Origin of the sequence: uncultured Microbacterium sp., assembly GCF_964244775.1 — a bacterium.
Lineage (GTDB): Bacteria > Actinomycetota > Actinomycetes > Actinomycetales > Microbacteriaceae > Microbacterium.
The window spans coordinates 96720-122910 of the sequence record NZ_CAXTJR010000006.1 but is presented as its reverse complement, the minus strand read 5'-3'; the positions used below and the strand labels follow the sequence as shown (position 1 = coordinate 122910).

24 protein-coding genes are annotated in these 26191 nt (G+C 69.4%); 10 read left to right on the top strand and 14 right to left on the bottom strand.

Features of this window, described 5'->3' with window-relative positions; all coding sequences use genetic code 11:
- Positions 1-148 precede the first annotated feature (148 nt).
- From ACFE6Z_RS11845 to ACFE6Z_RS11830, 4 genes are read left to right on the top strand one after another with little or no spacing between them, the layout of a single operon-like run.
- Positions 149-1483, top strand: coding sequence for a branched-chain amino acid ABC transporter permease (locus ACFE6Z_RS11845; protein ID WP_375385892.1), 1335 nt, complete (start codon positions 149-151; stop codon positions 1481-1483).
- A gap of 12 nt (positions 1484-1495) precedes the next feature.
- Positions 1496-2491, top strand: coding sequence for a branched-chain amino acid ABC transporter permease (locus ACFE6Z_RS11840; RefSeq protein WP_375385891.1), 996 nt, complete (start codon positions 1496-1498; stop codon positions 2489-2491).
- Positions 2484-3449: an ABC transporter ATP-binding protein gene (locus tag ACFE6Z_RS11835; protein WP_375385890.1), complete on the top strand. Its 966-nt coding sequence runs from the start codon at positions 2484-2486 to the stop codon at positions 3447-3449. Before ACFE6Z_RS11840 ends, ACFE6Z_RS11835 begins: the two co-directional genes overlap by 8 nt.
- Entirely contained in the window at positions 3446-4225 is a 780-nt protein-coding gene (locus ACFE6Z_RS11830; RefSeq protein ID WP_375385889.1) for an ABC transporter ATP-binding protein, read from the top strand. The genes ACFE6Z_RS11835 and ACFE6Z_RS11830 overlap by 4 nt, the downstream gene beginning before the upstream one ends.
- Before the next feature lie 58 nt (positions 4226-4283).
- On the opposite strand, the gene ACFE6Z_RS11825 is transcribed toward ACFE6Z_RS11830, so the two are convergent.
- The 3 genes from ACFE6Z_RS11825 to groES all read right to left on the bottom strand — a co-directional run bounded on the left by ACFE6Z_RS11825 (position 4284) and on the right by groES (position 7114).
- Positions 4284-5618, bottom strand: a complete 1335-nt coding sequence (locus ACFE6Z_RS11825) for an ABC transporter substrate-binding protein (RefSeq protein ID WP_375385888.1) — start codon at positions 5616-5618, stop codon at positions 4284-4286.
- Between the two features lie 152 nt (positions 5619-5770).
- Positions 5771-6715, bottom strand: a complete 945-nt coding sequence (gene rarD, locus ACFE6Z_RS11820) for an EamA family transporter RarD (protein WP_375385887.1) — start codon at positions 6713-6715, stop codon at positions 5771-5773.
- A gap of 90 nt (positions 6716-6805) precedes the next feature.
- Complete coding sequence (groES, locus tag ACFE6Z_RS11815; protein WP_375385886.1) at positions 6806-7114, bottom strand: co-chaperone GroES; 309 nt, start codon at positions 7112-7114, stop codon at positions 6806-6808.
- A 224-nt stretch (positions 7115-7338) separates the two neighbouring features.
- On the opposite strand from groES, the gene ACFE6Z_RS11810 reads away from it, so the two are divergent.
- From ACFE6Z_RS11810 to ACFE6Z_RS11795, 4 genes are all read left to right on the top strand, one after another.
- Complete coding sequence (locus ACFE6Z_RS11810; protein ID WP_375385885.1) at positions 7339-8607, top strand: Hsp70 family protein; 1269 nt, start codon at positions 7339-7341, stop codon at positions 8605-8607.
- Positions 8604-11138: a LuxR C-terminal-related transcriptional regulator gene (locus tag ACFE6Z_RS11805; protein WP_375385884.1), complete on the top strand. Its 2535-nt coding sequence runs from the start codon at positions 8604-8606 to the stop codon at positions 11136-11138. Before ACFE6Z_RS11810 ends, ACFE6Z_RS11805 begins: the two co-directional genes overlap by 4 nt.
- Before the next feature lie 115 nt (positions 11139-11253).
- Positions 11254-12132: an IniB N-terminal domain-containing protein gene (locus tag ACFE6Z_RS11800; RefSeq protein WP_375385883.1), complete on the top strand. Its 879-nt coding sequence runs from the start codon at positions 11254-11256 to the stop codon at positions 12130-12132.
- Positions 12119-12811: a hypothetical protein gene (locus ACFE6Z_RS11795; protein ID WP_375385882.1), complete on the top strand. Its 693-nt coding sequence runs from the start codon at positions 12119-12121 to the stop codon at positions 12809-12811. Before ACFE6Z_RS11800 ends, ACFE6Z_RS11795 begins: the two co-directional genes overlap by 14 nt.
- 10 nt (positions 12812-12821) lie before the next feature.
- Here the strand turns inward: ACFE6Z_RS11795 and ACFE6Z_RS11790 are convergent, their stop codons facing one another.
- The 4 genes from ACFE6Z_RS11790 to ACFE6Z_RS11775 form a co-directional block, all read right to left on the bottom strand.
- Positions 12822-14300 (bottom strand): dynamin family protein, encoded by a 1479-nt coding sequence (locus tag ACFE6Z_RS11790; RefSeq protein ID WP_375385881.1) that lies wholly within the window; start codon positions 14298-14300, stop codon positions 12822-12824.
- The gene (locus ACFE6Z_RS11785) at positions 14300-16243 is read right to left on the bottom strand and encodes a dynamin family protein (protein WP_375385880.1); all 1944 of its coding nucleotides are present in this window, start codon (positions 16241-16243) and stop codon (positions 14300-14302) included. The genes ACFE6Z_RS11790 and ACFE6Z_RS11785 overlap by 1 nt, the downstream gene beginning before the upstream one ends.
- 137 nt (positions 16244-16380) lie before the next feature.
- Entirely contained in the window at positions 16381-17340 is a 960-nt protein-coding gene (locus ACFE6Z_RS11780) for a hypothetical protein (RefSeq protein WP_375385879.1), read from the bottom strand.
- A gap of 118 nt (positions 17341-17458) precedes the next feature.
- A complete protein-coding gene (locus tag ACFE6Z_RS11775; protein WP_375385878.1) occupies positions 17459-18394 on the bottom strand; it encodes a hypothetical protein in 936 nt (311 codons plus the stop codon).
- A 192-nt stretch (positions 18395-18586) separates the two neighbouring features.
- Between ACFE6Z_RS11775 and ACFE6Z_RS11770 the strand changes: the two genes are divergently transcribed.
- Positions 18587-19792, top strand: coding sequence for an SAM-dependent methyltransferase (locus ACFE6Z_RS11770; RefSeq protein WP_375385877.1), 1206 nt, complete (start codon positions 18587-18589; stop codon positions 19790-19792).
- A gap of 121 nt (positions 19793-19913) precedes the next feature.
- Here ACFE6Z_RS11770 and ACFE6Z_RS11765 read toward each other — a convergent pair whose 3' ends face one another.
- The 4 genes from ACFE6Z_RS11765 to tsaB are packed head-to-tail and all read right to left on the bottom strand — an operon-like array spanning position 19914 to position 22814.
- Complete coding sequence (locus ACFE6Z_RS11765) at positions 19914-20411, bottom strand: hypothetical protein (protein ID WP_375385876.1); 498 nt, start codon at positions 20409-20411, stop codon at positions 19914-19916.
- Positions 20408-21538 carry a tRNA (adenosine(37)-N6)-threonylcarbamoyltransferase complex transferase subunit TsaD gene (gene tsaD, locus ACFE6Z_RS11760; RefSeq protein ID WP_375385875.1) on the bottom strand — a complete coding sequence of 377 codons (1131 nt, stop codon included), beginning with the start codon at positions 21536-21538 and terminating at the stop codon, positions 20408-20410. Before tsaD ends, ACFE6Z_RS11765 begins: the two co-directional genes overlap by 4 nt.
- Positions 21535-22119: a ribosomal protein S18-alanine N-acetyltransferase gene (rimI, locus tag ACFE6Z_RS11755; protein WP_375385874.1), complete on the bottom strand. Its 585-nt coding sequence runs from the start codon at positions 22117-22119 to the stop codon at positions 21535-21537. Before rimI ends, tsaD begins: the two co-directional genes overlap by 4 nt.
- Positions 22116-22814 (bottom strand): tRNA (adenosine(37)-N6)-threonylcarbamoyltransferase complex dimerization subunit type 1 TsaB, encoded by a 699-nt coding sequence (gene tsaB / locus ACFE6Z_RS11750; protein ID WP_375385873.1) that lies wholly within the window; start codon positions 22812-22814, stop codon positions 22116-22118. Before tsaB ends, rimI begins: the two co-directional genes overlap by 4 nt.
- Positions 22815-22966: 152 nt before the next feature.
- Here tsaB and ACFE6Z_RS11745 point away from each other — a divergent pair, with 152 nt between their 5' ends.
- Complete coding sequence (locus ACFE6Z_RS11745; RefSeq protein WP_375385872.1) at positions 22967-23953, top strand: alpha/beta fold hydrolase; 987 nt, start codon at positions 22967-22969, stop codon at positions 23951-23953.
- Here ACFE6Z_RS11745 and tsaE read toward each other — a convergent pair.
- The 3 genes from tsaE to ACFE6Z_RS11730 form a co-directional block, all read right to left on the bottom strand.
- Complete coding sequence (gene tsaE / locus ACFE6Z_RS11740) at positions 23937-24380, bottom strand: tRNA (adenosine(37)-N6)-threonylcarbamoyltransferase complex ATPase subunit type 1 TsaE (protein ID WP_375385922.1); 444 nt, start codon at positions 24378-24380, stop codon at positions 23937-23939. The genes ACFE6Z_RS11745 and tsaE overlap by 17 nt on opposite strands.
- Before the next feature lie 193 nt (positions 24381-24573).
- A complete protein-coding gene (alr, locus tag ACFE6Z_RS11735; RefSeq protein ID WP_375385871.1) occupies positions 24574-25698 on the bottom strand; it encodes an alanine racemase in 1125 nt (374 codons plus the stop codon).
- Positions 25695-26066, bottom strand: coding sequence for a holo-ACP synthase (locus ACFE6Z_RS11730; protein WP_375385870.1), 372 nt, complete (start codon positions 26064-26066; stop codon positions 25695-25697). Before ACFE6Z_RS11730 ends, alr begins: the two co-directional genes overlap by 4 nt.
- Between the last annotated feature and the right edge of the window lie 125 nt (positions 26067-26191).

Sequence of the window (26191 nt, the reverse complement as noted above, 5' to 3'; positions counted from 1 at the left end):
TCCTCCTGCGGGCTCTGTCATCGATGCTGATGCGCGGTGCTCACCGGGCGGAGCGTCGAAACACCCCTGACACATGGGGGTTCTAGTGTCTTCGACAAGCACGCGTGCCGTCCTGCACTCATGCTTTCTCTGATACCCGTGGAGGACGATGACCGTGCATCCCGCGTATACACAGCGACGTCGGCTCGCCGGCATCGCCGCCCTGGTGGTCGCCGTCGGCCTGCTGTTCACGCTTCTCGTCCCGATGAGCGCGGCGCGCGCCGCCGACGTGTGCAGCGCCGACGCCACCACCGCCTGCATCCAGGGCACCATCCGCACGAGCGCGGGCGAGCCGGCGAGCGGCGTCAAGCTCACGATCACCGGTCCTGCCGCGACCGACCCGTCCACGACGACGGACGACACCGGCAAGTGGGTGTTCGCGGTGACCAAGGCCGGGTCCTACGTCGTGAAGATCGACAAGGACTCGCTCCCCGACGGCCAGTTCCTCGCCAGCGACGAGACCCGCACGGTCGCAGCGGCTCTGGGGTCAAACAGCTCGGCGATCTTCAACCTGAGTAACAGCGCAGACGGCGCGGCCGCCGCGTCGACCGGGTTCGACTGGCCGAGGTTCTGGCAGCAGTTCGCCCAGGGCATCCGGCTCGGGCTCCTGCTCGCACTCGCCGCGCTCGGCCTCTCGCTGGTCTTCGGCACGACCGGCCTCAGCAACTTCGCACAGGGCGAGATGGTGAGCCTCGGCGGCGTGCTGGCCTGGTTTTTCATGTCGATTCCGATCTTTGGTGCCAACCTATGGCTCGCCGGGCTTGCCGCGGTCGTCGTGATGGCCGCGTTCGGTTGGGCGCAGGATGCCGGACTCTGGCGTCCGCTGCGGCGAAAAAGACTCAGCCTGACGCAGATGATGATCGTCTCGATCGGTCTGTCCATCGCCCTGCAGTACGTGCTGCAGCTGTGGATCGGCGCCGGAACGGTGCGCATCGACCGATCGACCCCGCAGACCGTGACGCTGCTCGGGGTCACCCTGACCGTGCAGTCCTACATCTCGATGGGCATCGCAATCATCGCGATCGTGGGCGTCGGCCTCGGGCTGCTGTTCACCCGGTTCGGCCGGGCCACGCGCGCCGTGTCGGACAACCCGGCGCTGGCCTCGGCCTCCGGCATCGACGTCGACAGCGTCATCCGCGGGGTCTGGATCATCGGCGCGGGTCTGGCCGGCCTCTCGGGTGTGCTGCTCGGACTGGTACTCAACGGCATCGGCTGGGAGACGGGTGGCCAGCTGCTGCTGCTGCTGTTCGCCGCAGTCACCCTCGGCGGTCTCGGGACGGCCTTCGGTGCCTTTGTGGGTGCCATGATCATCGGACTCATCGTCGAGCTGACCAACATCTGGCTGCCCGGCGATCTCAAGTACGCGACGGCGCTTGCGCTGCTCATTCTCATCCTGCTGGTCAGGCCACAGGGCATCTTCGGCCGCCGCGAGCGAGTCGGCTAAGGAGGAACAGCGATGGACTTCTGGAGTTCTCTTTTCATGCAGCTGTCGGAGACGGCGATCGCGCCCGTCACGGCGGCCTACGTCATCGCCGCCATCGGCTTGAACATTCACTTCGGATTCACGGGCCTGATGAACATGGGCCAAGCCGGCTTCATGCTCCTCGGCGCCTACGGCTTCGCCCTCACGATCATCGCGGGTGGCGGGTTCTGGCTCGCTCTGGTGGTGTCGATCGTGGCGTGCGTGGTCTTCGCGTTCATCCTCGGTATACCGACACTGCGACTGCGTGGCGATTACCTCGCGATCGTGACCATCTGCGCGGCCGAGATCGTGCGTATGGTCGGACGCCTCGCCGCGCTCGCGAGCGTCACGGGCGGATCGACGGGCCTGGTCGGCCCGACCTACCGCGGCCCGTTCACCGAGCTCTCGCCCCTGCCGCCCGGCACGACGCAGATCCTGTGGTTCAACTACCCGAACACCGACCCGGGCAGCGGCAACGACTGGTGGACGCGCATGGTGGCCTGGGGTCTGGTCGCGGTGTTCCTGCTGTTCACCTTCCTCGCGATGCGGAGCCCGTGGGGCCGTGTCCTGAAGGGCATCCGCGAGGACGAGGACGCAGTGCGCAGCCTCGGCAAGAGCTCGTACTCGTACAAGATGCAGTCGCTCATCATCGGTGGCGTGCTCGGCGGCATCGGCGGAGTGCTGATCGTGCTGCCCTCATCCGTGCAGCCGGACGGCTTCAGCCGCACGCTCACCTTCAACCTCTGGACGGTGATGCTCCTGGGCGGCGCCGCGACGATCTTCGGTCCGGTGCTGGGCGCGATCATCTTCTTCGTCGTGCGCGTCGCGATCGTGCAGGTCGCCGGCGAATTCATCCCGACCTCGATCCTCAACGCCCAGCAGACGCAGGCGCTGTCGTGGGTGTTCATCGGCGTCGCACTCATGCTCCTGGTGATCTTCCGTCCACAGGGCATACTCGGAAACAAGAAGGAGCTGAGCTTCAATGCCTGACCTCGGCCCGATCACCACATCGATCCGCGCGCAGCTGGCGACCGTCCCCGACACGCCCGGCTCGACCAAGCCCGACCCGATCCTGGTCGTCGACAACATCGTGCGCCACTTCGGAGGCATGACCGCCGTCGACGTCGACCATCTCGAAGTGCAGCGCGGCGCGATCACGGCGCTCATCGGCCCCAACGGTGCGGGCAAGACGACGTTCTTCAATCTCATCACCGGGTTCGACAAGCCGACGAGCGCGAAGCGCCTGATCGGCGGGCCGTCCAGTGAGGACGCCGCACGCTGGTCGTTCGACGGTCGCACGATGGGCAACACCGCAGCCTCGAAGGTCGCGCGTGCCGGGATGGTGCGCACGTTCCAGCTGACCAAGGCGCTGTCGCGGATGACGGTGATCGAGAACATGCTGATCGGGGCGAGGGGCAACCCCGGCGAGAACCTGGCCGTGGGTCTGATCCCCGCGCTCTGGTCGAAAGCCGAGAAGGCCAACACCCTCAAGGCCGAAGAGCTGCTGGCGCGCTTCAAGCTCGACAACAAGCGCGACGACATGGCCGGCAGCCTCTCGGGTGGTCAGAAGAAGCTGCTCGAGATGGCGCGTGCGCTCATGAGCGACCCGCTGATGATCATGCTCGACGAGCCGATGGCCGGGGTGAACCCCGCACTGACCCAGAGCCTTCTCGAGCACATCCGGGCGCTGCGCGACGACGGCACCACGGTGCTGTTCGTCGAGCACGACATGCACATGGTGCGCCACATCTCGGACTGGGTCGTCGTCATGGCGCAGGGCGAGATCGTCGCCGAAGGCGCCCCCGAGCTCGTGATGAAGAACCCCGCCGTGATCGACGCCTACCTCGGCGCCTACCACGACACCGATCTGGGCGATGATTCGGCCATCACGACCGGGCTCATCGACAAGATCGAGCAGCAGGTCGAGGCCGAGGAGGAAGCCCGATGACCGACGCGGCAGCCACGACCGCCACGAACACCGCCACGCCCGTCGTAAGGGCCGACAGCTTGACCGCGGGATACATCCCCGGCGTCAACATCCTCAACGACTGCACGCTCGAAGCCTTCCAGGGTGAACTCGTCGGGATCATCGGCCCCAACGGCGCCGGCAAGTCGACGCTTCTCAAGGCCCTGTTCGGCCTTGTGACGGTCAACAGCGGCACCGTGACGCTCGCGGGTGAAGACATCACCAATCACAAGGCCAACAGCCTCGTGCGGGCAGGCATCGGCTTCGTGCCCCAGACCAACAACGTGTTTCCCTCGCTCACGATCGAGGAGAACATGCAGATGGGCATGTACCTCAAGCCCAAGGAGTTCTCCCGGCGCGTCTCCGAGATCTGGGAGCTGTTCCCCGTCCTCGGCGAACGCCGCAGTCAGCGCGCCGGGTCGCTCTCCGGCGGCGAGCGCCAGTCGGTCGCCATGGCGCGCGCGCTCATGATGAACCCCAAGGTGCTGCTGCTGGACGAGCCGAGCGCGGGCCTGTCGCCCGTGCGCCAGGACGAGACCTTCATCCGCACCCGCGAGATCAACAAGACCGGCGTGACGATCGTCATGGTCGAGCAGAACGCCCGTCGCTGCCTGCAGATCTGCGACCGCGCCTATGTCCTCGACCAGGGCCGCAACGCCTACGAGGGCACGGGCCGGGATCTCGCCAAAGACCCCAAGGTCATCGAGCTGTACCTCGGCACCCTCGCCGCCGAGGTGGAGGATGCAGCGGGCCACTGACGACAGACAGAAGGAGGGGCGGATGCTGTCAGCATCCGCCCCTCCTCGTTCAGATCAGTTACTGAACCGAGCCCTGAACCGACTTCTGGAAGACCGGCACGTTGTCGGCGCCGAACTTGTAGATGCCGATGTAGGCGCTGGACGGGTCGTTCTGGTCGTTGAACGCCCCGATGCCCGCCTTACCGGTGTAGGTGATGTCCTTGCCCGACTTGATGATCGTGAGGCACGATGCGAAGTCGGTGCACGCTTCACCCTTGCCGGCTCCGGAGACCGCAGCCAGGTTGGCCTGGATCGTCGGGCCGTCGGTGCCCTTGCCCTTCTCGGCGGCGAGGGCCGCCAGGACGATGGCGTCGTAGGACTCAGGAGCGTACGAGAAGTCCTTCAGGTCGGCGTTGGCGGTCGTCTTGTAGAAGTCCACGAGCGCCTGGCGGAAGGCCGGGTCAGGCTGCGCGCCCGGGATGGTGCCCTGCGAATCCGTCAGGGTTCCGGCTGCGAAGTCCTTGCTGTAGTCGGCCGTGTTGCCGTCGACCATGTAGACCTTTGACATGTCCCAGCCCTGCGCCTGCAGCTCGGGGACGATCTGCTTGGTCTCGTCGAACGCGAGGATGACGATCGCGTCGGGCTTGGCGGCGATAGCAGCCGACACCTCGGACGAGAACGTCTTCTGACCGGGGGCGAACTCCTGGCCCGCACCGTTCGCGCCGTACACGACCTTGCCGCCGGCATCCGTGATCGTCTGCTCTGCCACGTCACGCAGGCCGGTGCCGTACGCGTCGTTGAAGACGATGAACGCCACGTTCGAGACGCCGTCGCCGACGATCAGGTTGCCGAGCGCGGAGCCCTGCACCGTGTCCGGCGGAGCGGTCCGGAAGTAGTAGCTGGAGTAGCCGCTGAGCGCGGTCGCGGTGTTGGCCGGCGAGATCTGCACCTTGCACTTGGAGGTGATGGTGTCGATGAAGTTCAGCGTGACGCTGGAGGATTCGGCACCGAGCACGACCTGTGCGTCCGAGCTGGCGATCTGAGATGCCGAAGCGGTCGAGATCGACAGGTCGCTCGAGGCGCCCGAGTCGGTGACCGGGTCGACCACGATCGGCTGGCCGAGCACGCCGCCTGCGGCGTTGATGTCGGAGACGGCCAGACCGTAACCGGCCTCTGCGGGCGGGTTGAGGTAGGCGAGCGAACCGGTCTGCGGCAGGATCGTCGCGACCTTCAGCGGACCGGTGCTGGGGGTGCCGGGCTTGCAGGCCGCAGCGGGATCGACGTGGGCCGCGACCGTCTCGGTCGCGCTGCTGCTGCTGCTGGGAGTGCTCGAGCTCGAGCATCCTGCCAGCACCAGCGTTGCGGCGCCCACCAGGGCTGCCGCCGCCACGAAGGCTTTCTTGGGATGAACCATCTGGCTCTGTCCTTTCGGGTTAATGCGCGGCGTGCAGGAACCACTTCCCCTCGTCCGCTTGCGCGCCAAGCTATCCCGCCTGTGTCACGAACATGTTTCACTCATGCAATCGTTCACGATCTGCGACGAAATCGTTATGAACGGCGGGTCGCTCAGGTCAGCTCAGCGAGGTCCGACGCATCCGTCTCGCTCCGCGCGCGGCGCGCTGCCGCGAGCGAGTCGATCGTGAGGAGCACGAGGGCGAGCCACACCAGACCGAACCCGATCCAGCGTTCGAGCGACATCGGCTCGCCCAGCAGCCACGCCCCGGTGATGAACTGCATGACCGGCGTGAGGAACTGCAGCAGCCCCATCACCGACAGCGGCACGCGGCGCGCGCCCGCGGCGAACAGGAGCAGCGGGATCGCGGTGACCACCCCGGCGCCGAGGAGCATCACGGTGTGCCACGCACCCTGCGAGAAGCCGGTGACCCCGCCGAGCGAGGCGACCACGATCAGGGTCACCACGGCGACGGGGGTGAGCCACATGGTCTCGAGAGTGAGGCCGCTGACCGCATCCACCGACGGTCCGATGGTCTTCTTGACGAGTCCGTACGCGCCGAACGACAGCGCGAGGGTGATCGCGATCCAGGGGAAGGCGCCGTAGCCGACGACGATCACCCCGACCGCGACCGCCGCGATGCCGATCGCGACCCACTGGATGCGGCGGAGCCGCTCATGCAGCAGCAGGACGCCCAGGAGCACCGTCACGATCGGGTTGATGAAGTAGCCCAGGCTCGTCTCGATCACGTGCCCCGACAGGGCTGCGACCACGAAGACCTGCCAGTTGATGTAGATCAGCACGCCGGCGAGGGCGGAGAGTCCGAGCAGCCTGGGCAGGCGCATGATCCGCGCGAGCGTCGCCCAGCCGCGGGTCACGGTCAGGAGCACCACGCAGAAGACGAGGGAGAGGAGCACACGCCACGCCACGAGCTCGAAGGGCCCGATCGGTGCGAGCGCGAGGAAGTACAGCGGAAGAATGCCCCACAACAGATAGGCCAGGAGCGCGTAGACGCCGCCGAGTGTGCGCTCACGCGTGGGGGCGGGAGCGTCGGACACTCGTTCAGCCTACGGCGGCAGCACGAGACCCAACGATGAAGGACCCGGATGCCGCAGCATCCGGGTCCTTCATCTACGGGGTGTCGCGGGTCAGCGCACGACCACTGCGAGCACGTCGCGAGCGGACAGCACGAGGAACTCGTCGGCGCCGAACTTGACTTCGGTTCCGCCGTACTTGCTGTAGATCACGCGGTCGCCGACCGAGACGTCGAGCGGGACGCGATTGCCGTTGTCGTCGATGCGGCCGGGGCCGACCGCCACGACCTCGCCCTCCTGGGGCTTCTCCTTGGCGGTGTCGGGGATGACCAGACCGCTGGAGGTGGTCTGCTCAGCCTCGATCTGGCGGATGACGATGCGGTCCTCGAGCGGCTTGATGGAAACCTGAGTGGAAACCGTCACGGTCTACCTCTGCTTTCTTGAGATCTTGACACTAAGTCTGATTAGCACCCACTGCATGAGAGTGCTAACGCCAGTGTAGGCAAGAGCTGGCACTCGTGCAACGCGAGTGCCAACGCAAGATTCCAATCCGACTCGTGTTCTGATCCGAATCGATCGTATGCGGGTGATGGCTGCCTCGGTACGCCCAGCCCACTCCGCATCCAATCGACTGGGGTGATTGAGAAATGGCAGCGCCGTATTTCCTGGCCGTCGATGTCGGCACCAGCCGCACGGCGGCTGCCACGGCCCGCATCCGCGATGACGGAACCATCTCGACGGCATCGTTTCCTCTCGGCCGCCATTCCGACAGCGCGCCGAGCGTGGTCTTCGTCGGCGAGGGCGAGCTGCTCTTCGGTGACGCCGCCGCCCGGCGCGGCATCGCACACCCCGAGCGAGTCCTCCGCGAATTCACGCGCCGGATCGGCGACGACGTGCCGATCCTCGCCGGCGACCGCCAGCTCCTGCCCGAACAGCTCTACGCGCAGACGGTGGCCTGGGCGGTCGAGAACGTCATCGAGCGCGAAGGCCAACCGCCGCTGGCGGTCAGCGTCACCGTGCCGGCATCGTGGACCGAGTTCCGCATCGGCCTCGTGCGCTCGGCGATCGCTCGCGAGGGGTGGAGCGACATCTCCGTCATCGCCGAACCCGTCGCGGCGGCGCGGCACTACGAAGCCGAATGGCCTCTGCCCCCCGGTCGCCTGATCGCCGTATTCGATCTCGGCGGCGGAACGTTCGACACGGCCGTGCTCCGCAAGGACGAGACGGACGAGATCGTCGTACTCGGCGAACCGGGAGGCATGGATGCCTTCGGCGGCTCGGACTTCGACGACATCGTCGTGCGGCATGTCCTCGCCGCGGCCGGGCGATCCGCCCGCGATCTCCGCGGCGGAGCCGCCGAGCGTGTCGCACTCGCGGCACTCCGACGTGAATGCGTCGAGGCGAAGGAGGCGCTCTCGTTCGACTCCGAGACGGTGATCCCCGTGCTCCTGGCCGACGGGTACGCCACCGTGCGCCTCACGCGGTCGGAGTTCGAGGGGATGATCGAGGCCGGCATCGCGACGGCGATCGATCTCATGGCCGACGCATTCGACTCGACGTCGGTCGACGTCGCGGACGTCGAGGCGATTCTCCTGACGGGCGGCTCGTCACGCATCCCCCGCGTCGCGCAGCTGCTCTCGGAGCGGTTCGATCGCCCGGTCGCCGTCGACGCCGATCCGAAGGCGATCATCGCGCTCGGTGCCGCCCGCGTGGCGGCCGACTCCGCCCGGCGCGCGCGGGTCGTCGACGCGGAAGAAGACGCCGAGGAGGAACTGCCCGAGCCCGGATCCGCGACGAGCCGGCCGCCCCGACGTCGGCGATGGTTCGGGCGCGGCATGGCGACCGCTTCGACGACGGCACCCCGCATCCCCGTTCATCTCTCGGACCGCCCACTCAGCATCCCGGAGCCCTTATGACCGCACCCACGATCTTCCCCGTCGCCACGACCTCTCACGCGCCGATGCTGACGCGGGTCGCCGGCATCCATCTCGCAACGATGGCGGCGGGCGACGCGCCGTACCGCGCGGTCGTGCTGGGGCCGGCCGGGGCAGGCAAATCGCGGCTGATGCGGCAGCTCCGGCACACGCTCGCCCACGCCGGGCGCGAATTCGTCGTGGTCGGCGCTCGCGACCGCATCGAGGCGCTCCCCGCTGACAGCGTCGCGCTCATCGACGACGCCCACCTGCTCTCGAGCGATCGGCTCGCGCAGATCGCCGCACGGATCGCCGACCCCGAGGCCATGATCGTCCTCGCCGCCCGGCCCTGGCCGCAGGATGCGGCGTTGACGGCGATCGTGGACGCCCTCGAGCACACCCAGCCGGCGATCCTGCTCGGGCACCTGTCGCGCGCGGACGTGGGCCGCGTGCTGGCGGAGACGGGCCCGCTGCCGGCATGCGTGGATGCCATCCTCCATCTGACGGGCGGCATCTCGTGGCTCGTGGGCGAGTGCCTCGCGATCCACGATGCGTCCGGGTGCGCGGACGACCACGCGCACACCGGGCTCCTCGACGGGTTGCAGGACGTGATCGCGCACCGCCTCGCGACGGTCGACCCCGCGGTGCGCGACCTCGTGCACGACCGATGCCTCGCACTCGACGATGTGACCCAGGGCCCTTCCCCCGAGGAGGAGGAACTGCTCGTCGCCGGGCACGTCGAAGGGCTCCTGCTGCGCAACGGGCGACCCGTTCCCGCGGTGCGTCATGCTGTGCGTGCCGCCGTCCCGGCAGAACGACTCGTCGCGCTCTACCTCGCACGGTCGAGCGAGCCGGCGGAGGCGACCGCACTCCGGGAGATGCTCGGCGGGCTGCGCGACCCGCGGGTGGCGGTCGCGCTTCTGAACGAGGGTGACGCGCTCGCCGTCCGCGACTCACGCCGCGCGGAGGACCTCTATCGCCTCGCGGCCGAGGCCGGCGCCGACGCCGCCGCGGTCGCGATCCGGATCGCGGAGCTGTCCTGGGCGCGCGGTGAAGTGGATGCCGCGGGCAACCTCCTGGATGGCGCGCACATGGAGCACGACCACCCCGACCGGGATCGTGCCGCCGACACCGCGGCCGCCATCTGGGCGGCACGCGGCCTCATGACGATGAGCGACACGGTGTATCGATCCGTGGTGCCCGACAGCCCGCACACGCGTGCGCGAGCCGCGATGGCAGCCCTCGCGGTCGCCGACCCGGAGCGCCTCATCGAGGCGGCACCCCCCGCCGCCCAGACGATGCCCTCGACACTCGGAGTGGCGATGGAACTGCTGACGCGAGGCCTCCGCGACTCGGTCGACGGGCCGGCGCAGAGCGCCCTCACCGATCTCGTACGGGCATCGGAGATGTACTCGGCCTCGGCCGCCGCCGGACCGAGCCCCGAGCTGCCCGCCGTCATCGCGGCCATCGCCGCGATCAATCTCGGCGAACTCGATGTCGCCTCCTCGGTCTTGGACACCGCTCTGCAGGATAGGCACGGCTGGGCCCACGATCGCCTCCTCCTGTGGCGGACATGGGTGGCTCTTCAGCAGGAGCACGCGCACGACGTCGAGTCGGCCGTCCAGTCCATTGCACCCGTGTCACGCTCGCTGAGCCCCCGCGACCGCCTGCTGTTCGACGCGATCTCGCTCGCGATAGCGCGGCGCTACCACGACGCCACGGCGGTGATCGGAGCATGGCGAGGAGCACGTGAGAGTCTGCTGCGGGCACGATTCGACGTGTTCAGCCATCTGCCGCTCGGAGAATTCGTCCTGACGGCCGCGCGGGTGGGCCAGTCGGATCGCATGCGCCCGCATTTCGACGGTGCACTGGCTCAGATCGCCCGACTGGGCTCGCCTCCGCTGTGGAGCGCGCATCCGCACTGGACCGGGATCCAGCAGGCGATCCTCCTCGGTCGACCGGGAGATCTCGCGCCGCACGCCCGAGCGCTCGTGGACGCCGCGCCGCACAATCCGCTGGCCGCGATGATGGCGCAGGCCGGGAGGGTGTGGACGTCGGTGCTCGCCGGCACGGTGAACGCCGATGTCGTGGAGAAGGCGGCGCTGGGGCTCGCGACGGTCGGGCTCGCGTGGGACGGTGCGCGGTTGGCCGGCCACGGCGCGGGTCGCACGCAGGACCGCCGCACGATCTCTCGCCTGCTCGCCTGCGCTCGCCGCCTCCACCCCCGCGAAGAGCTGCGCCCCGCCACCCTGGAAGAGGACACGGTCTCCGCGCCGGCGAAGCCGCGTTCCTACGACGACCTCAGTCCCCGCGAACGCGAGGTCGCGGCCCTGGTGATCGAGGGCAAGACCTACGCCGAGATCGGCACCGCGATCTTCATCTCGCCGCGCACGGCGGAGCACCACATCGCCCGGATCCGGCGTCGGCTCGGCGCGACGACCCGATCGGACCTGATCTCAAAGCTCAGGGCAGTGATCGACGACGAGACCGCTGAGGGCGCCGCCGCGGCGGCAAGCGACCGAGAATCGGCCTGATCCCCGATGGGTGGGACCCCCTACACCCAGCCCAGTTGTTCGGGGGGAACCCCGACGCACACGAGCACCGCACCATCTACCGTCGAATCAAGACCCAACCCGTGAGGAGTCGAGCATGAGCTTCACGCTCGCAACAGTCGCCGATGCATTGATCGAGTTCATTCTGAGCCTGCTGCGCGATCCGGAGCTCCGCGCGGAGTTCGCGAAGGATCCTGACGCCGTTCTGGCGCAGCGCGGCCTGGATCATGCGAGCGTCGCGGACGTGCAATCCGTCGCGCCCGTGATCATCGAACGCACGCAGGTCGTCCAGGTGCCGGTGGTGATCACGCATGCCGCGGCTGCGGCTGCAGCCCCAGTCGAGCAGCACCATTCCAATCCGGTCGTCCGCGAGATCCAACAGGTGACCAACCACTTCGCGTGGGTGGACGATCGCGACACGATCATCGACCAGTCCGTGAACCAGAACATCTGGGCGCAGGGCGACGTGACCCAGACCTTCGACAACGAAGCTGTCACAGCGTCCGGCGACCACGCCATCGCAGGCGCCGGAGACGTCCACGTGGACAAGACCACCGATCAGTCCACGACCATCACGGCGGGCGACGACGTCAACGTGGGCAACGACACCACGGTCAGCGTGATCGACGATTCGTTCGGGCACGAGACGGACGCCACCACCACGTCGGACGACTCCACCGACATCCAGGTCGATGATTCGGGCAACGATCACTCCACCGATGTCGCGGTCACCGATTCGGCGAACCAGCAGGGCGACGCGGCCGACCCGCAGGGCGACGCGGCCGACCCGCAGGAGGATGCCGCGCCCGCGGATGCCGACCAGCAGGCCGATACCACCCCCGCAGAGGCGGCCGAACCCGCCTACACCGATTCCGCGGCGGAATATGCCGGGATCGACGCCGACCAAGCCTCGGACGACTCGTTCACGTCGCCCCACGCCGTGATCGAGGAGAGCGCGACCGATGACAACTTCTGAGACCGTCCGTCGCTCGCCGACCCGGCCGCCGACAAGCGCAGAACTGCGGTCGTTCGCTGCAGCGCAGGCCGCGGCATCCGTCCAGGCAGCGCCCCCCGTGGTGGCTCCCGCTCCGACACCGCCCGAGCGCCCGGCGCTGCACGGCAAGGACGCCGCGCCGATACTCGTGAAGCTCCCGCCGCCCTTCTTCGTCCGGGCCAGCCAGACCGCCTGGATCCTCAGCCTGTTCACGGGCGGCGCGGCGATCGTGTATCTGTTCATCGTGCGTCAGACGCAGCTCCCGCTGATCGCGGCGATGGCCAAGACCGTGGACGGCACGCGTGCTGAGGTCACCTACTCGTCGGCTGCCAACATCCTCTTCTGGTCGGTCTTCGGCGTGTCCGTAGCGGTCGTGCTCCTGCAGATCGTCTTCCAGGTGTCGTTCTCGAACCGGAGGCCGCATGCCCGGTGGTGGCAGTTCGGATCGATCCTGTTCCAGACGGGCCTGGTCCTGATCGTCGGTCAGATGGTCGCGATCGGCGAGCGCGGTGAGGTGCTGCAGCAGGTTCTGTCGATCCAACTCGGCCTCGCCGCCCTCGGCCTTCTCCTCAGCCTGCTACCCCAGGCGCTGCGCTGGACTGCCCGCAGGTACGACGTGCGCCGAGGACCGGTTGCCCCCGCCGGAGGCACTCAGCTCTGACCGGAGCCGCTCAGCTCTGACCGGAGCCACTCAGCTCTGAGGCGACGCCCTCGATGCTGCGGATGACCACCCGGGCGAGCTCCGCCGACGTCCTGTCGCGAAGAGGCGATTCGCCGATCACCCGCCAGTGATCCACTGCGGTGGCGATCCGTGCGCGTGATTCGGCGGGCGTCGCATCGGGGTGCAGGCCCAGACGTGCCATGGCGTTCGTGCCCGACCCGCCGATGATGCGCTCGGCGTCGACAGCGTCCTCCGGCGCGAGTTCCGGGATGCTGGTGCGCAGCTCTGCGAGGAGTCCCAGCTCGCGCAGCTGATGGCTGTTGGATGCGATGCGCTCGAGCGCCCTCCGCAGCGGCGACGACCCCGCGCGCGGGTTCTCGTCGATGAGCCACTCGAGCCCCTGCAGCACGGCGCGGGTCTTCAGAGCCACCGCGCGGGAGCGGAACTGCTCCGAGACGAAACGCTGGACATCGATCAGACCGCTCTGCTGCACCATCCGCTCGGCGAGCTGCGAGGAGGTCCGCGCACCGCCCCGGACGAGCGCGGCACCCAGCCGCACGCCGAAGAGGCCGAACCGGTCGAGCAGTCGGCGTCGCTCCGTCACGCCGAGTGTCGTGTCCTTGGTGGGGCGGACGAAGCGGTCCACGGAGATCAGCAGACGGTCGCGCACGCTCCGTTCCAGGTCTGCCAGCTCGCAGAAGGCCGCGAACTCCCTCTCGCGGAGCGTCCGTGCCCCCTCGGCCAGCAACCCGGCGACCGGGATGCACTCCAGGGCGAGGGATCGCAGCTCGCTGTCGGCGCGATAGCGGTTCGCGATGCGTGCTGCCGAGAGGAGCGAGTCGATCCGGCCCGATCCGATCTCGTCTGCCCGCGAAAGGAGCGCGACGGCGTTGACGGCCTGCGCCTGCCCCGCCGCGGTGTCGCGGAAGGCTTCGAGGAACGTGACATCGGACGCGTGGATGTGCCGCAGAAGGTAGAGGATGGCATCGGCCTCCGACGGCGTCCGTGCCGGGGTGAGGAAGCTCGTCGATCGCTCCGAGATGCGTTGGGACAGCGAGGCGATACCCGGCGTGTCGATGAGGACCGTCGAGCGAAGGCTCTCGGCGGGCCACGCGACGTCGATCCACGCGACCTCATCGGCGGTGAGCGTACCGAGATCCATCACAAGACTGCCCGATGATCGTGCGACCGGAAGCCGCACCTCGCCGCCGCCCTCGAGGTGGGCGGTGATCCGTGCGGAGCGCGCGTACCGATACCACGTGACCATCCGGGTGCACTCACCCGCATCGGTCGGCGCGATCCTCTCCCCGATGAGCGCATTCAGGACCGTGGATTTCCCGGCCTTGACCATGCCGGCGACGGCGAGGCGGAGCGGCTCGCGCAGGCGGCTGCGGAAACCGTCCAGCACTGCCGCGGAGGCGGGATCGTCGGCGTAGAGTTCGCGAGCGGTGTCGACGACGGCGGTCACCTCGGCGTGCGTGCCGTGCATCATCGCACCGTGGCGCCGGGGGCTTCCAGCGCCGCGGGGGCGGGAATGGCGGCGCGGAGCGCATCGATCCGAGCGAGTTGCCCCTCCAGCTGCGAGATCCGTCCGTCGCGATCGGATGCGAACGAGGTGGCGGCCTGCTTGGCGACCAGGACCGAGTCCGACAGGGAGCGGTGAAGCTGATCGGCCATCGCGCCGAAGTGATCTCGCGCGACCCGCTGGACGAGCCGCAACCGGTCCTTGAGCTGCTTTCCCACCTGGAAGACGACGTCCTCGATGTGACGTCGGGCGAGATTCTTGGCCTCCGCCTGCCGACGCGAGAGCCGGGAGGACATGTCCTCGCGGTAGGCGCGGCGTCCGACCAGCACACCCACGATGAGCGACACCGGATTGATGAGCGTCAGACCGACGAGGCTCGTCGCGAGTCCGGCCATGAGCACGCCGCCGTACGAGCCGCGCACGCCGATGTAGATCTTCTCGGCCGCACCGAGGCGTCCTTCCTCCATCCCCTGCAGCTGCTCGACCGGATCGAGCACACCGTCGGTGTCGCCGACGTCGATGAACGGGATGCTCGATTCCCCCGTCATGAACTCGTCCGCCACGCGCTCCGTCAGCCACCTCGAACGCTCATTCGTCCAGACGAACGTCTCGGAGACGGCGGCTGAGACCCGCTGGTCGAGCCACTCCGCGATCTGGTCCCAGATCGGACCGGGATCACCCTCGTCGATCGCGACCTCCGCCTCGCGCTGCACCTTCCGGAGCCGATCGCGCAGATCGTGCTCGGTATCGGAGATCAGATCGGCGATGCCGTCGCTGAGCGCCACCTGCCACCGCGACGAGCGTCCGCGGAACTCGTCGGCGCGCAGCTTCGCCGCTTCGAGCTCGGCGATCATGCGGGGCGTGTTCTCCGGATGCTGCAGCGCATTCAGCTCGGTTCTCACGGTCATGGCCAGCTGATCGACGACGGAGACGAGGTCGTGAACGGCTCCGCGCTGGTGCACGGCCTCGGCTCTGCCGAGCACGTCACGACGCAGGTGCGACACGAGCGCGGGGAACCCGGACTCCTCGTTGAGCTCGCGATCCTGCTCCTGTGCCGCGAGAAGGCGCAGGTCGCTGGAAACCGCGAAGATCGGGATCTTCCCGACGTCTCCCAGATGCGATCGGTCGATGTTCTCGATCTGCCGCCACTCGGGGTAGATGTCGGTCTTGGAGAGCACGGCGGCGACGTTGGGCGAAACCCGCAGGGCATGGCGGAGGAACTGCACCTCCGGCTCGGTGTACTCCTGCGACGCATCCGAGACGAGGAGCACGGCGTGAGCGGTGGACAGTGCAGCGAGCGTGTTCACCGAGCGGGTCGACTCGACTCCGCCGACACCGGGCGAATCGACCAGTCGCAGGCCGCCTTTCAGAAGCTCGCGCGGCAGCATCACCTCGGCGCCCACCACATCGCGCGCCGCCTCAGCATCCCCTCGCTCCGACACGAAGTCGGCGAGGTTCTCGAGCGGGATCGGCACACGCTCCACTCCCGGCTCCACACCGTCGTCGGTGCGGATGAGGGCGAATGCCGCCGGCTGCTCGCCGTACGACACCGACGTGGGCACACTCGTCGCGATGTCGTCGTCGACAGGGCAGGCGGGGGCATTGACGAGCGCGTTGACCAGCTTGCTCTTCCCCTGCTTGAACTGCCCGACGATGATCACCCGCACGTAGGGGTCGAGCAGCCGCGATCGGGTCCGCTCCAGTCGCGTGACGAGATCCGGGCGCCCCAGCGACCCGGAGAACGACGCGGTCCTCTCCACCAGCGTCATCAGCTGCGAGTTCGCGCGCTCCACGGGCGTAGCCGATACGTCGTCGCCGGCTGTGCGCACAGCATCCCCGCTCCGATCGCGCTCAGCTCCACGACCGTGCTCTGCTCCACGCTCGGTGACGGGTGCGGGTTCGCTCATCCGGAGCTCCTTCGTTCGACATCGTCACCTCGCAGATGCGCGGCGTTCGTGCACACGGCTTCAGGACCGCGGCGACCGGGGCTTGCCCGTGTCACCGCGGTCCTGTGAGCTATTCGGCGCCCGCCGCGATCCGGATGTCAGGATCCGTCGAATGCGATGTCGACCGTCGAATCGTCGACGACGGCCGAGTCACTGCTCCCCCAGATCACGTCGGCATCGAGGTCCCACGTGCTCTCGTTGTGCGAAACCAGCTCGTCGTTGAACGAGTTGTCGGCCGTGTAGTCGGCTGACGAGTCGTTGAACGAGTCCGAGATGCCGACGTCCGTCGAGCTGTCGGACCACGATGAGGTGTCGGTCGCGGTGTTGTACGACCCGATCACGTCGGTGGTGTCCGTCGTGTTGTTCAGGTTGACGTCGCCGTCGGCGCTGATGTTGGTGGAGCGATCGACCGACTGGCTGAGGTTCAGATCGCCGCCAGCCGCCATCGCGCCGGACCCCGACGCGACCACGGCGGAGCTGCCGCCCGCCGCCGTGTCACCCCATCCCTCGAAGTCGCCGTTGACCGACTGGTCGATGATCGTGTTCTGGTTGTTGACCCAGATGTCACCACCGCCTCCGCCGGCGCCGCCGAGGCTGAGGTCGCCGAAGCCCGTGCTGTAGTCGCGGATGCCCACGTTGACGGAGTGGTCGTCCGACGACGCGTCCTTGTATGAGTTGTACGAGCCGACGACGGCGTCGGTCGACGCGTCGTTCCACGATCCGTTCACCGAGTTGTCCGAGTTGTCGTCCTGCGAGTTGTCGGAGTTGTCGTTGAACGATCCGTCCACTCCGAGCGCGGAATCGTGCGAGTCGGTGTTGCCGACGCCATCCAGCGAGACGGCGGTGTTCCCGCTGCCGTTCGTCGAGTTGTCGACGTTGCCCACGCCGGAGAGATCGACGGCGGTGTTCCCGCTGCCGTTGGTCGAGTTGTCGGTGTTGCCCACGTTGTCGAGGTCGGCGCCGAGGCTGGCGTTGTTGGTCGTGTTGGTGGTGTTGAACGAGTCGCGGACGCGTGTGTTGAACGAGTCGTCGGTCCCGTCGAGGGTGAAGTCAGGCATGTCGGTCACTTTCCGTGGTCAGGATCGCTGCGAAGCGAAAGAGAGGTGTTCCCGGCCGCCGCTCTGCGCGGCGACCGGGAGGGGATGCCCGCCGGCGAAACGGCCGGCGGGCACGATGTCAGCCCGCGAAGTCCGACCCGTCGAGGATCGCCGACGAGCCGCTGTCGACGACGGCGTTCACGTCGATGTCGACGTCGCTGCTCCACAGGTGGTCGGTCGTCTCGTTGAACGAGTCGGTGGCCGTGTAGCTGTCGGAGTAGTCGTTCCACGAGTCGTCGATGTGGACGTCGGTCGAGCTGTCGGACCACGAGGAGTTGTCTTCCCAGCTGTTGTTCGAATCGATCACGTTGGTGGTCGTGGTGTCGTTGCCGATGTTGACATCGCCCTCCGCCGAGCTGATGTTCGTCGAGTAGTCGACGCTCGTGGAGAGGTTGATGTCGCCGCCTGCGGCCATCGCGTCGTCGCCCGACGCGACGACGGCACTGTTGCCGCCTGCCCACGCCGAGCCGCCGTTGCCGTTGAACGACTGGTCGACGATGGTGTTCTGGTTGTTGATGGCGATGTCGCCGCCACCCGTGCCTGCGGCCCCGCCGCCCAGCGAGAGGTTGCCAAAGCCGGTCGAGTAGTCGCGGTTGCCGACGTTGATCGAGTGGTCGTCGCTCGAGGCGTCGGTCCACGAGTTGTAGGAGTCCTTGACGAGGTGCTGCGACCAGTCGTTGCCCGAGTCGTTCACCGAGTTGTCGCTGTGGTCGTCGACGGAGTTGTCGGAGTTGTCGTTCCACGAGTCTTCGACGGCGACGGTGGTGTCATTCGAGTCTTCGTTGAACGAGTCGGCGATGCCCACGGCGACGTTGCCGCTGTCGTTGGTCGAGTTGTCCTCGTTGAACGAGTCGGCGACACCGAGGTCGACGTTGCCGCTGTCGTTGGTCGAGTTGTCTTCGTTGAAGGCGTCCTGCAACCCCACCGTGAGGTTGGCGTTGGTGGTGGTGTTCTCGGTGTTACCCGATCCCCACACCCCTGTGTTGTACGAGTCGTCGGTCGAATTCCAGCTCATGAGCTCTTCCCAATCTCCAGGGACACCGCCCCGGCGCGAATAGATGTGGCTTCACGCTACGAGCGGGCCTCGAGCGGTCGCATCGGGGAACCCCCCGGCGAAACGGGCCGGCGCGGAGGGGGTTTCGATTCCCCCACCCGACCCCCACTAGGGGTGTGGGGCAGGCGCGTCCCGCCCGCCTAGGCTGGCGGGATGGATCTGGCGGAGCTGGAAGCGCTGCTCACGCCCGATGGGCTGCGGCTGCTCGATGGGCTCCCCCCGATCGAATCGGCCGACGACGTCACGCGCGCGGTGTCGCGGCTGCGCGCCGCCGGCCACTCCCCCGCGCTGGTCGGCGCGGTCGTCGGGCAGGCGCGGCTGCGCGTGCGCGCGCGGGCGAAGTTCGGAGAATTCGCGGAACGGATGCTGTTCACCCGCGCCGGATTGGAACAGGCCACGCGCCTGTCGGTCGCCGCCCGTCATGCCGAGCGGTTCCGGGGCGCCGGCATCACGACCGTCGCCGACCTCGGATGCGGGATCGGCGGCGACGCACTCGGCTTCGCCGGGCTCGGCATGCGCGTCGAGGCGGTCGACGCCGACGAGGTCACGGCGGCGATCGCCGCGTACAACCTGGCGCCGTTCGGCGAGGCTGTGTCGGTCGGCCGGGGGCGCGCGGAGGAGGTCGAACTGACAGCATCCGCTCCGACATTCGGGGTGTGGCTGGATCCGGCGCGCCGCACCGCCGGCCACTCCGAGACCACCCGGCTGCGTGCCGAGGACTACACCCCGCCGCTGGAGTGGGCGATCGCGCTCGCCGCACGGGTGCCCACCGGGATCAAACTCGGACCGGGGTTCGATCGCGCCGCGATCCCCGACGGGGTCGAGGCGCAGTGGGTGAGCGCCGACGGATCGACGATCGAGCTCGTGCTGTGGTCGGGCGTGCTGGCACGGCCCGGCGTCGGCCGCGCGGCGCTCGTGACGCGCGGCGATCGGTCGTGGGAGCTGACGAGTGCAGCGGATGCTGTCGACGAACCGGTGCGCGCGCTCGGCGCGTTCGTGCACGAGCCGGGCGGCGCCGTCATCCGGGCCCGCCTGATCGGCGATGTCGCGCGTGCTCTGCAGGCCGGGATGCTCGCCCCGGGAATCGCCTACCTCACGGGGGATGCGGCTCTCACCAGTCCCTTCGTCTCATCCTTCCGTGTGCGCGAGACGCTGCCGGCCGACCCCAGGGCGCTCGGCCGGGCCCTCCGGGAACGCGGAATCGGCATCCTCGAGATCAAGAAGCGCGGAGTGGATGTCGACCCCGCCTCCCTCCGCAAGACCCTCAAGCTGCGCGGTGACGCGTCGGCGACACTCATCCTCACGCGGATCGACGGGGCGCGCACCGCGATCCTCGCCGACCGGGTCGCGGCGGCCTGAGTCGGGCTGTCGCCACCTCGGGCGCCCCCCGTCCCCTCCCCGCAATGCACCCTCGATCCCCGCAATGCACCCTCGATCGTCGCAATGCACCCTCGATCGTCGCAATGCACCCTCGGCGGGGTCAGGCGGAGAGCTGTTGCAGCTGGATCGCGGCCCGGGCCAGCCAGCCGGCGCTGTAGAGCACCGACACGCCGCCCAGCACGAGCGCCCAGACCGCGACGGCGCGGCTCTCGACCGGGCGACGCAGCGACACGATCGCCGCGATTATCCCGACGAGGCCGACCGGGAAGCCCCAGCCGACGAACAGCGACGCGATCAGCCCGACGATCGAGAACCCGAGCGCCCACCCGGCGATACCGCGATAGATGGGCGGGGGCTCGACCGCTTCCCAGCCGCCCGGTGCGTCGGCATCGGCGTCGGCGCGAGCCTGCTCGGCGATGCCGACCGGAGCGGTGAAGAGTCGTGAGAACCCACCGCGGTGCGCGCCCGGGAGCACGGATGTCTCGGCCGCCACCTCGACGTCGGCTCCGCGGCTCTCGACCAGAGGAGGATCGAGGCGGGCCGGAGCGGGCAGGGGCGGGATGACCGGCCGATCCGGCACGGCGTCGGGATCGCTCACGGCGACACCCCCGCGTCGAGGTCTTCGGCGACCTGGATCTCGGTGACCGGAAGGGTCGAGTCCGCGCCGAAGGCGAGCGTCGAGGGCGCCCGGCCCGACCTGATGAGCTCGGCGGCGAGCCCCGCGATCATCGCGCCGTTGTCGGTGCACAGCGACAGCGGGGGGATCCGGAGGGCGATGCCGGCAGCATCCGCCCGCTCTGTTGCGACCTCGCGCAGGCGCCGGTTGGCGATCACGCCCCCGCCGAGGAGCAGGCGAGGCACCTCGAAGCGAGCGCAGGCGTCGAGGGCCTTCGTGATCAGCACGTCGACGACGGCCTCGCGGAAGCTCGCCGCGACATCCGCCACCGGCACCTGCACCCCGGCGGCCTCCTGCTGTTCGGTGAAGCGGGCGACGGCGGTCTTGAGCCCCGAGAACGAGAAGTCGTAGCGGTGTTTTGCCATGTCGGACGCGCGGGACAGCCCGCGCGGGAAGGGGATCGCCTGGGGGTCGCCATCGCGGGCCGCCCGATCGATCTCCGGGCCACCGGGGTAGGGCAGTCCGAGCAGGCGCGCGACCTTGTCGAACGCCTCGCCGGCGGCATCGTCCACCGTCTCGCCGAGCAATTCGACGTCGGTCGTCAGATCGCGCACGAGCAGCAGAGAGGTGTGCCCGCCGCTGACCAGCAGCGCGACCGTGGGGTACTCCAGGGGTGGCGCGGCTGCAGCGATCCTGTCCGGGGCGATCCGGTCTGGGGCGATCCGATCCGGGGCGATGATGTCGGCGGCGATATGGCCGACGAGGTGATTGACCGCATACAGCGGCCGGTCGAGCGAGACGGCGAGCGCCTTCGCGGCCCCGATCCCGACCATGAGCGCCCCCGCGAGGCCCGGGCCGCTCGTGACGGCGACCGCGTCGAGATCTTGGAGCGACACGGATGCCTCGGCCAGCGCCGCCGCGATCGCCGGCTGCAGCGCCTCGAGGTGGGCGCGGGCCGCGACCTCGGGCACGACGCCGCCGTACCGGGCGTGCTCGTCCATGCTGCTGGCGATCGTGTTGCTCAGGAGCGTCCGGCCCCGGACGATGCCGATGCCGGTCTCGTCGCAGCTCGTCTCGATGCCGAGGACCAGGGGTTCGTCGCGGTTCACGTGCACGCTCCGGCGGGGGAGGCAGCATCCCCGAACCTTCCGGAGGATGCCTGGGGCCCGAGTGGCTCCACAGGCCCGGATCCGGCGCCCGGGGCCTGCTCATCCTTCGAGATGTCCGCCCGGGCGTGTGCCCACCCGCGCAGGTCGAGCTTCATGACGATCGCATCGACGTCGTCGGGCTGGTAGTAGTGGGGCCTGCGGCCGATCTCGGCGAACCCTTCAGACGCGTACAGCGCCTCGGCCACCGCGTTGTCGTCGCGCACCTCGAGGAAGACCTCCTGCACGCCGCGCGCCGAGGCCTCTTCGAGAAGGGCGTTCAGCATCGCCCGACCGCGGCCGCGACCTCGGGATGCCTCGGCGATCGCGATCGTCTGCACGTCGGCGTCGCGCGATCCGCGCGGTGCGCGCAGGCCTGCGTACCCGACGACACTGCCGGCGAGCTCGTCGATCACGTACCAGCTGTGGGGGGAGGCCAGCTCTTCGCGCATCATCGCCTCCGACCAGGCGTCGCTCGGAAACGAGGCGCGCTCCAGCGCCATGATCGCCCCGAGGTCGGCGGGGGTCGCCGCGCGGAGGCTCATGGGGTGACCCGCTTGGGCCCGGTCGACACGCGGTTGGGCCCGGTCGACACGCGCTTCGCCCCGGTGGGCGCGGTGATGTCGGGCGAGCGCAGGTAGAGCGCGTGGTCGGGCCCGATCGTGCGGCCCGCGGCGAGCGCGCGCGCCGCGGCGAGTCCGACCAGCGCGGCGGGCACCGCCGCAGCATCCTGGCGCCGGGCACCGAGTTCGGCGAGGCGTGCGTCGAGGCCGTCGCGCGCGATGAGCTCCGGGCCGACCGAGCGGACCGGAAGACCGTCATCGTCGATGCCGTCGTACACGGAGTACGCGAACTCGCGCCGCCGCGCGTCGGTGACCACGGCGAATCGGGCGGTCTCGGCATCCGTCAGCGCATCGGCGAGCAGCACCTCGAGGGCGATCGCGTCGTGGCTGACGACCGGCACGACGTGCACGCCCCGGCCCTGGGCGAAGGTGCGGGCGGCGGCGATCCCGACGCGCAGGCCGGTGAACGGGCCCGGGCCCATGCCCGCGGCGACATACTCGATACGGTCGGCGGTGACGGATGCCTCGGCCAGCGCCCGCACGAGCAGCCCGCCGATCGCCTCGGCGTGACCGAGCGGGTTCGGGCTCGAGGCGACCGAGAGCACGATGCCGTCGGACTCGACGACCGAGACGGCCGTCCCGATCGATGTGTCGATGCTCAAGATCGCGGAGGTCACACATCCAGGGTAGTCGAGCCCCGCAATGCACCCTCGATCCCCGCAATGCACCCTCGATCCCCGCAATGCACCCTCGACGAGGGTGCACTCCGAACGCCGAGGGTGCATTGGGGACCGGCAAACCGGTGCGGGCTCGGCGCCGAACAACCGGCATGCCCGCCACCCGCCGATCCCCCGCGCTCACCGACCGCGAACGCACGCTCGCGCTCCGGCGCGTGGTCGTGCCGACCTCGCTCGGGCGGATCGTCGTGCGGGCGGGGCGCCGTCGGCCGGGCTCGACCACCGCGACGATCCTGCTGCACGGGGCCGCCGGCTCATGGACGACCTGGACGCCCCTGGTCGCCGCATCCGACCGCGTGAGCTCACCGCTGAGCGACCTCATCATCCCCGACCTACCCGGGTGGGGCGAGAGCGGGCCACTGCCGGAGGGGGTGTCGGTGCGCGACGTGTCGTCGGCGATCATCGAGCTCGCCCGCGCCCTCGGCTACACCTCCTGGCGCGTCGTCGGCCACTCGCTCGGCGGATTCATCGCGCTCGATCTCGCCGCCGCGGCCCCGTCCGCGACCCTGAGCGTCGCGCTCGTCTCGCCGAGCGGTGCGGGCGTGGTCGACGCGGTGCGGCGCCCTGTGCGCGGCGGAATCCGCCTCGCCCCGTTCGCCGGGATGCTGCTGACGATGCGCCTCTTCGCCGCTCTCGGGCCCATCGGGCGCGCGCTGGTGCGGACGCTGCATCGCTTCGGCGCGCTGCGCGCGCTGTCGGCTCCCCTGTTCGCGCATCCCTCGACCATCCACGGGTCGGTCATCGACGCGCTCGCCGGCGAGCTGCGCCCCGCATCGTTCGCCCGGGCGGCTGCCCTCGCCGGCAGCTACGACCTGTCGACGTGGCGCCGCATCACCTGCCCGGTGGGCGCGGTGCGCGGCGTCGTCGACGTCTTCGCCGGGGCGACGGATGCGGCGACCTTCGCCGCGTTCATCCCGGGCTTCCACGAGGTCGCGCTCCAAGACGCGGGCCACTTCGCCCACCTCGAGCGCCCGTCCGCGGTGCTCGCCGTGATCTCGGCGCTGGCGGGCATGCGGCGCCGCGCGGCGGAGCCGGCAGCGTCCACCCCGGCACCCAAGGTCGTTACGGCTGCCGGCTGAGGGTCACGACCCGCGGAACGTCGGCATCGAGGTCATGCGTCACGGGCGACACGTCGCCGCGGGCGCTGTCGGCCCCGCCGACCGGGCGCTCCAGCTCGATCTCCCACCAGGTGTCGCGGAGGCCCTCGACCATGCCCCGCCCCCATTCGACGATGACCACCGACGACTCGACGTCGATGTCGAGGTCGTCGAGCTCGAGCGCCGAGCCCAGGCGGTACGCGTCCACGTGCACGAGCGACGGGCCGCCGACGAGCGACGGGTGGGTGCGCGCGATGACGAACGTCGGGCTCTGCACCGGTCCGCGCACATCGAGCCCGGCGGCGATCCCGCGGGTCAGGGTCGTCTTGCCCGCGCCGAGCGGCCCGGTGAGCACGACGAGGTCGCCGGGGCGCAGCATCCGTCCGATCTGCTCGCCCCACGCCTCCATGTCGGCCGCCGTCGCCACATCGTGCGTGCCGAGCAGAGCGTCGAGGCTCACAGCTCGACCGCTTCGCGGTGACAACTCCGGTGGAATCCTCCGGGCACCTCACCCGCGGCGCGGAAAATAGCGGTGGTCCACGCGGGCCAAGCCGATTCGGCCGGAGTTGTCAACGGCAAGCCGACTGAACCGCCCCGAAACGTCACGCCGAGACCTGCCGGCGCGTCACCCGCGGCCCGATGCGCGTCACGATCTCGTAGTTGATCGTGCCGGCGGCGTCCGCCCATGCGTCCGCCGACGGGACGCCGAGCGTCGGGTCGCCGAACACCACGGCCTCTTCGCCGACCGCCACGGGGTGGTCGCCGACGTCGACGATGAACTGGTCCATCGCGATGCGCCCGGCCACCCGGAACGTGCGTCCGCCGATCATCACCGGGCCTGCGCCCGAAGCCTGCCGCGGCATCCCGTCTGCGTAGCCGAGCGGCACGAGCGCGAGGGTGGTCTCGCGGTCGGTCCGGTAGTCGTAGCCGTACGACACCCCCTGGCCCGGGCCCACGCGCCGCACGGCCGAGACCGCGGCGCGCACCGTCATCGCTGGGCGCAGCCCGAGGTCTGCCGGTGTGCGGTCGGCGAACGGAGACAGTCCGTACAGCCCGATCCCGATCCGCACGCAGCCCAGCCGTGCCTCCGGCAGCGCGAGCGCGGCGTGCGTCGCGGCGATGTGCCGTAACGGCGGCGCGAGCCCCGCGGATGCGGCGACCCCGGCCCCCTCGTGAAACCTCCGCAGCGCGGCGCGATCATCGTCGGGCGTCGCATTGGAGAGGTGGCTGAACAGCCCGATGACGCGGAGCTTGCCGATCCGCTCGAGGCGCGCCGCCTCCGCGAAGACGACGCGGTAGTCCGCGGGCGCGATGCCGTTGCGCGACAGGCCGGTCTCGAGCTTGAGATGCACACCGACAGGACGATCATGGGATGCTGCGGCCGCCGCCGCGAGGAGCTGATCGAAGGTCGAGATGCCCAGCTCGATGCCGGCGCCGGCGGCCTCGGCGAACGATGCGCCGGGGGCGTGCAGCCAGGCGAGGATCGGCTCGCTGATGCCGGCACGGCGCAGCGCCAGCGCCTCGGTGATATCGGCGACGCCGAGGCGGTTCGCGCCGCCGGCGAGTGCAGCGACGGCCGACCGGACCGCGCCGTGACCATAGCCGTCGGCCTTGACGACGGCGATGATCTCCGACTCGGTGAGCCTGCGCAACTGGCGCACGTTCGCGGTGATCGCGCCGACGTCGATCGTCGCCTCGCGCATCACGCCGTCCGGCAGGCGGCTCATGCGACGGGCCCCCCGCCGGTCGACTCCGCGACGACGTAGGCGGTGGCCAGGCCTGCGTCATGACTCATCGACAGATGGATGCTCGAGATCCCCCGCTCTTCGATCACCGCGGCCGTCGACCCGGTGAGGGTGAACCACGGGCGTCCGGACGCCTCGGGGGTGATCTCGATCTCAGTCCAGTGCACACCGTCCGAGCCGCCCAGCGCCTTGATCAGCGCCTCTTTCGCGGCGTAGCGCGCGGCCAGCGAGCGCGAGGGGAGCACGCGCTCGGCGGGAGAGAAGAGCCGCTCGAGCAGCCGCGGCGTGCGGGTGATCGAGCGCTCGAACCGGGGGATGTCGACGAGGTCGACGCCGATGCCGACGATCATGGTCGTCCAGGTGTGCGCACGACGCCACCCTATCGCCGACGCGGGCTGCGGTGATCGAGTAGCGAGCGCCAGCGAGCCCTGACCGCGGTGATCGAGTAGCGAGCGCCAGCGAGCGTATCGAGATC

Coding starts and splice junctions, on each gene's coding strand:
- ACFE6Z_RS11845 (WP_375385892.1), top strand. CDS start 149: ATGACCGTGCATCCCGCGTATACACAGCGACGTCGGCTCGCCGGCATC.
- ACFE6Z_RS11840 (WP_375385891.1), top strand. CDS start 1,496: ATGGACTTCTGGAGTTCTCTTTTCATGCAGCTGTCGGAGACGGCGATC.
- ACFE6Z_RS11835 (WP_375385890.1), top strand. CDS start 2,484: ATGCCTGACCTCGGCCCGATCACCACATCGATCCGCGCGCAGCTGGCG.
- ACFE6Z_RS11830 (WP_375385889.1), top strand. CDS start 3,446: ATGACCGACGCGGCAGCCACGACCGCCACGAACACCGCCACGCCCGTC.
- ACFE6Z_RS11825 (WP_375385888.1), bottom strand. CDS start 5,618: ATGGTTCATCCCAAGAAAGCCTTCGTGGCGGCGGCAGCCCTGGTGGGC.
- ACFE6Z_RS11810 (WP_375385885.1), top strand. CDS start 7,339: ATGGCAGCGCCGTATTTCCTGGCCGTCGATGTCGGCACCAGCCGCACG.
- ACFE6Z_RS11805 (WP_375385884.1), top strand. CDS start 8,604: ATGACCGCACCCACGATCTTCCCCGTCGCCACGACCTCTCACGCGCCG.
- ACFE6Z_RS11800 (WP_375385883.1), top strand. CDS start 11,254: ATGAGCTTCACGCTCGCAACAGTCGCCGATGCATTGATCGAGTTCATT.
- ACFE6Z_RS11795 (WP_375385882.1), top strand. CDS start 12,119: ATGACAACTTCTGAGACCGTCCGTCGCTCGCCGACCCGGCCGCCGACA.
- ACFE6Z_RS11790 (WP_375385881.1), bottom strand. CDS start 14,300: ATGCACGGCACGCACGCCGAGGTGACCGCCGTCGTCGACACCGCTCGC.
- ACFE6Z_RS11785 (WP_375385880.1), bottom strand. CDS start 16,243: ATGAGCGAACCCGCACCCGTCACCGAGCGTGGAGCAGAGCACGGTCGT.
- ACFE6Z_RS11780 (WP_375385879.1), bottom strand. CDS start 17,340: ATGCCTGACTTCACCCTCGACGGGACCGACGACTCGTTCAACACACGC.
- ACFE6Z_RS11775 (WP_375385878.1), bottom strand. CDS start 18,394: ATGAGCTGGAATTCGACCGACGACTCGTACAACACAGGGGTGTGGGGA.
- ACFE6Z_RS11770 (WP_375385877.1), top strand. CDS start 18,587: ATGGATCTGGCGGAGCTGGAAGCGCTGCTCACGCCCGATGGGCTGCGG.
- rimI (WP_375385874.1), bottom strand. CDS start 22,119: ATGAGCCTCCGCGCGGCGACCCCCGCCGACCTCGGGGCGATCATGGCG.
- ACFE6Z_RS11745 (WP_375385872.1), top strand. CDS start 22,967: ATGCCCGCCACCCGCCGATCCCCCGCGCTCACCGACCGCGAACGCACG.
- tsaE (WP_375385922.1), bottom strand. CDS start 24,380: ATGGAGGCGTGGGGCGAGCAGATCGGACGGATGCTGCGCCCCGGCGAC.
- alr (WP_375385871.1), bottom strand. CDS start 25,698: ATGAGCCGCCTGCCGGACGGCGTGATGCGCGAGGCGACGATCGACGTC.
- ACFE6Z_RS11730 (WP_375385870.1), bottom strand. CDS start 26,066: ATGATCGTCGGCATCGGCGTCGACCTCGTCGACATCCCCCGGTTCGAG.